This window comes from Alteromonas alvinellae (assembly GCF_902705805.1).
This window is the reverse complement of the sequence record NZ_CACSIH010000117.1, coordinates 1-2,491: the sequence shown is the minus strand read 5'-3', so window position 1 is coordinate 2,491 and position 2,491 is coordinate 1. Positions and strand designations below refer to the sequence as shown.

The window sequence follows — 2,491 nt, the reverse complement described above, 5'->3', positions numbered from 1 at the left end:
AATTTCATTCAAGTATGATTTTGCCCTGCTGGTAGAAGTAAATTATTTGCCATAGCCAAAGGGTAGTTCCACGGCGAAATCACGCCCACCACTCCCAGTGGACGGTAGTAGATTTTTGTGCCGCTTGGCTTCTTTACTGGTGCAATAGCTTGCATGATCTCTCGGCAAAGATAAGACGCACTTTGTATGACCCCCATCACCTCATAGGTAGCTCGACGATGATCTTTACCCATTTCTTTAGAAATAAGGTTTACTAACTGCTCTTGAACACGGTTTAGGCGCGAGAATGCTTCAATAATTAGTTGTGCTCGCTGCTCTGATGTTAGCTTGCCCCATGCAATTTGAGCTTGTTTAGCGTTGTTTACAACAGTAACTACATCGTCATTACTTGCGACCTTTACGCTTCCCACTTCCTGTTCATCAAGCGGGTTTCGAGATATTAAAATGTTATTCATTGCTTTCACCACCAAACACGATTGCGCGTATTTCTAGGCTTGTACGCGGTTTTTTAGCTTCATCGTTTAAAACATCCACCGCTGAGTGTGGTACCCCAAACATTCCTTGTTCAAATGTAGAGTCATACACTTTGAACAATAGCCCTTCACCCGGCGTCATTTCCGACTGATAAAACCATTTGTGATTAGGGTTATAAGTGATGGCAGCAAGTTCACCGATACGATCGGGATAGATAAGTTTGAGTCGCTGAAAATCAGTTGGGTGCACGGTAGATATATCAACCATGGCTAGCGGAGATGACTCCACTTTATTTCTTACAGGAAGCCACAGGTTCACCAAGGTATAATCGCGGTTTCTTAAATGCTCTTGCCCTTTTGTCTCTTCCATCATGCGGTGATTCGCTGATACATCAGTGTAGTCGTTGTGTACTGTTCTTACCGGGGCTCTATTGTGAATAGACTTATCCGCACGGGTAGTCGAGCGATAAGTATGATCAAAAATGATCACGTCATCACTGTTCATTCTGCGCTTCAACATATCGATTACATATGGATATAGTTGCTTTTGTATTGCCTCGTCATCTTCAAAAGCTTCAAAGTCGGGTGAAAACGACACAACTTCGAAGCCATTTGTTTCCAGTGCAAACGTGCTTTTTTCAGCGCGCATATCACTAACACTAATAGTTCGTTTATCTACTGACGATGTAAGTTCTGAAGCGCCAGGGCCCTTATACGTTTGGTCGTAAACCAAAGGGGCGTCGGGTGAAACGTAGTTTACTGAAAACATAATCATATCCTGTTCTTTAGCTTGTGATTTGATCCTACGCCTTTATCTAGTACAATTAAATCAAGTGAAAAATGTATGTGATACAAATAAAATTGGTAAGTCAGCTAGACATTAAACAGTTGCGCACGTTTGTTGCGCTTATAAAAATGAGAAACTTGTCGAGAGTGGCAGAGCAGTTAGGCATCTCTCAGCAGGCGGTGAGTGAGCATTTGAAAAAAATGCGCAATGTGTTTAACGACAGGCTGTTTATTCGAAGCGGAAATGGTGTACAGCCTACCGCACTCGCCGTCGCTCTACAGCCCAAGGTAACGTCGACGCTGGAAGCTTTTGATTCGCTTTTAACACCGGAAACTTTCTCACCTTCAACGACATCGACGACTTTCACTTTGGCATGCACTGACTTCGAGCAAGTGTCACTGCTGCCGAGTGCACTTGCCGACATTCGACAACTTGCGCCGAAGTTAAAAATAGCGATAAAAAAGTTAGAACTAGATAGCTTGGCGAATGACCTTAAAAACGGTGAAGTAGATCTGGCTATCACAAATCCGTCGTTAGCACCTTCGACATACCCGAGTGAAACGCTCTATCGCGAACGCTATAAATGTGTTGTGTCATCGCAAAGTAAGCTAAGCAAAAATGAAATGACGGTGGCTCAAATATCAAAAATACCTCAGGTTGTGGTTTCGCCCTCTCGAGGCGATTTCAGTGGGGCTATTCATCATTGGTTTGAAGCGAAAGGCCATCCTAGAGAAGTTTTTATGTCTTTTCCCACTTTCTCTGCAGCTATTGAAACAATACACAGCACCGACTTGTGTGGTTTCGTACCAAGTGCGCTTATACCTAACAGAAAGTTACGCGTTATCGAGTTAAATGAAACGCCGCCAGGATTTGATGTTATCAGCACATGGCATCATCGATTATCAAATGATCCACTGACTCTATGGATAAGAAAGCTGTTGGTTAATACTATTAAGGGCCGTTCTACGCCCGGCTAGCAAGTAAAATATCGGACGAAGGATTTATGACCGCGATGGTTATCGAAGTCCCGTCAGCAAAGCACAAATTGAGACTATTAGTAGAAATTACCAAAACTGGCTGGTATTAATAATCTCAACTGCTAGCTATTTTTTCTGTCCTAATTTCATTAGGCCTAATGCAAGAATTGTATATCCGACAGCTAGTGCTAGCTCAATGAGAATTGAGTCAGCCACTTCATTTACCCCCTGTGTCAGGATAGTTGTCGCCTCAG

3 protein-coding genes are annotated in these 2,491 nt (G+C 43.1%); 1 reads left to right on the top strand and 2 read right to left on the bottom strand.

From position 1 onward, the window contains the following. Positions 1-8: 8 nt before the first annotated feature. Together ACX5KA_RS08705 and ACX5KA_RS08700 are read right to left on the bottom strand one after the other, a co-directional pair. Positions 9-455 carry an aldehyde dehydrogenase family protein gene (locus tag ACX5KA_RS08705; protein ID WP_458730900.1) on the bottom strand — a complete coding sequence of 149 codons (447 nt, stop codon included), beginning with the start codon at positions 453-455 and terminating at the stop codon, positions 9-11. Further along, positions 448-1,248 (bottom strand): CmcJ/NvfI family oxidoreductase, encoded by an 801-nt coding sequence (locus tag ACX5KA_RS08700; protein ID WP_458730899.1) that lies wholly within the window; start codon positions 1,246-1,248, stop codon positions 448-450. Before ACX5KA_RS08700 ends, ACX5KA_RS08705 begins: the two co-directional genes overlap by 8 nt. A 71-nt stretch (positions 1,249-1,319) precedes the next feature. On the opposite strand from ACX5KA_RS08700, the gene ACX5KA_RS08695 reads away from it, so the two are divergent. Further along, entirely contained in the window at positions 1,320-2,237 is a 918-nt protein-coding gene (locus tag ACX5KA_RS08695; RefSeq protein WP_458730898.1) for a LysR family transcriptional regulator, read from the top strand. Positions 2,238-2,491 lie beyond the last annotated feature (254 nt).

Bases quoted from the DNA above. Each gene is read 5' to 3' on its own strand.
- ACX5KA_RS08700 (WP_458730899.1), bottom strand. From the start codon at position 1,248: ATGATTATGTTTTCAGTAAACTACGTTTCACCCGACGCCCCTTTGGTT.
- ACX5KA_RS08705 (WP_458730900.1), bottom strand. From the start codon at position 455: ATGAATAACATTTTAATATCTCGAAACCCGCTTGATGAACAGGAAGTG.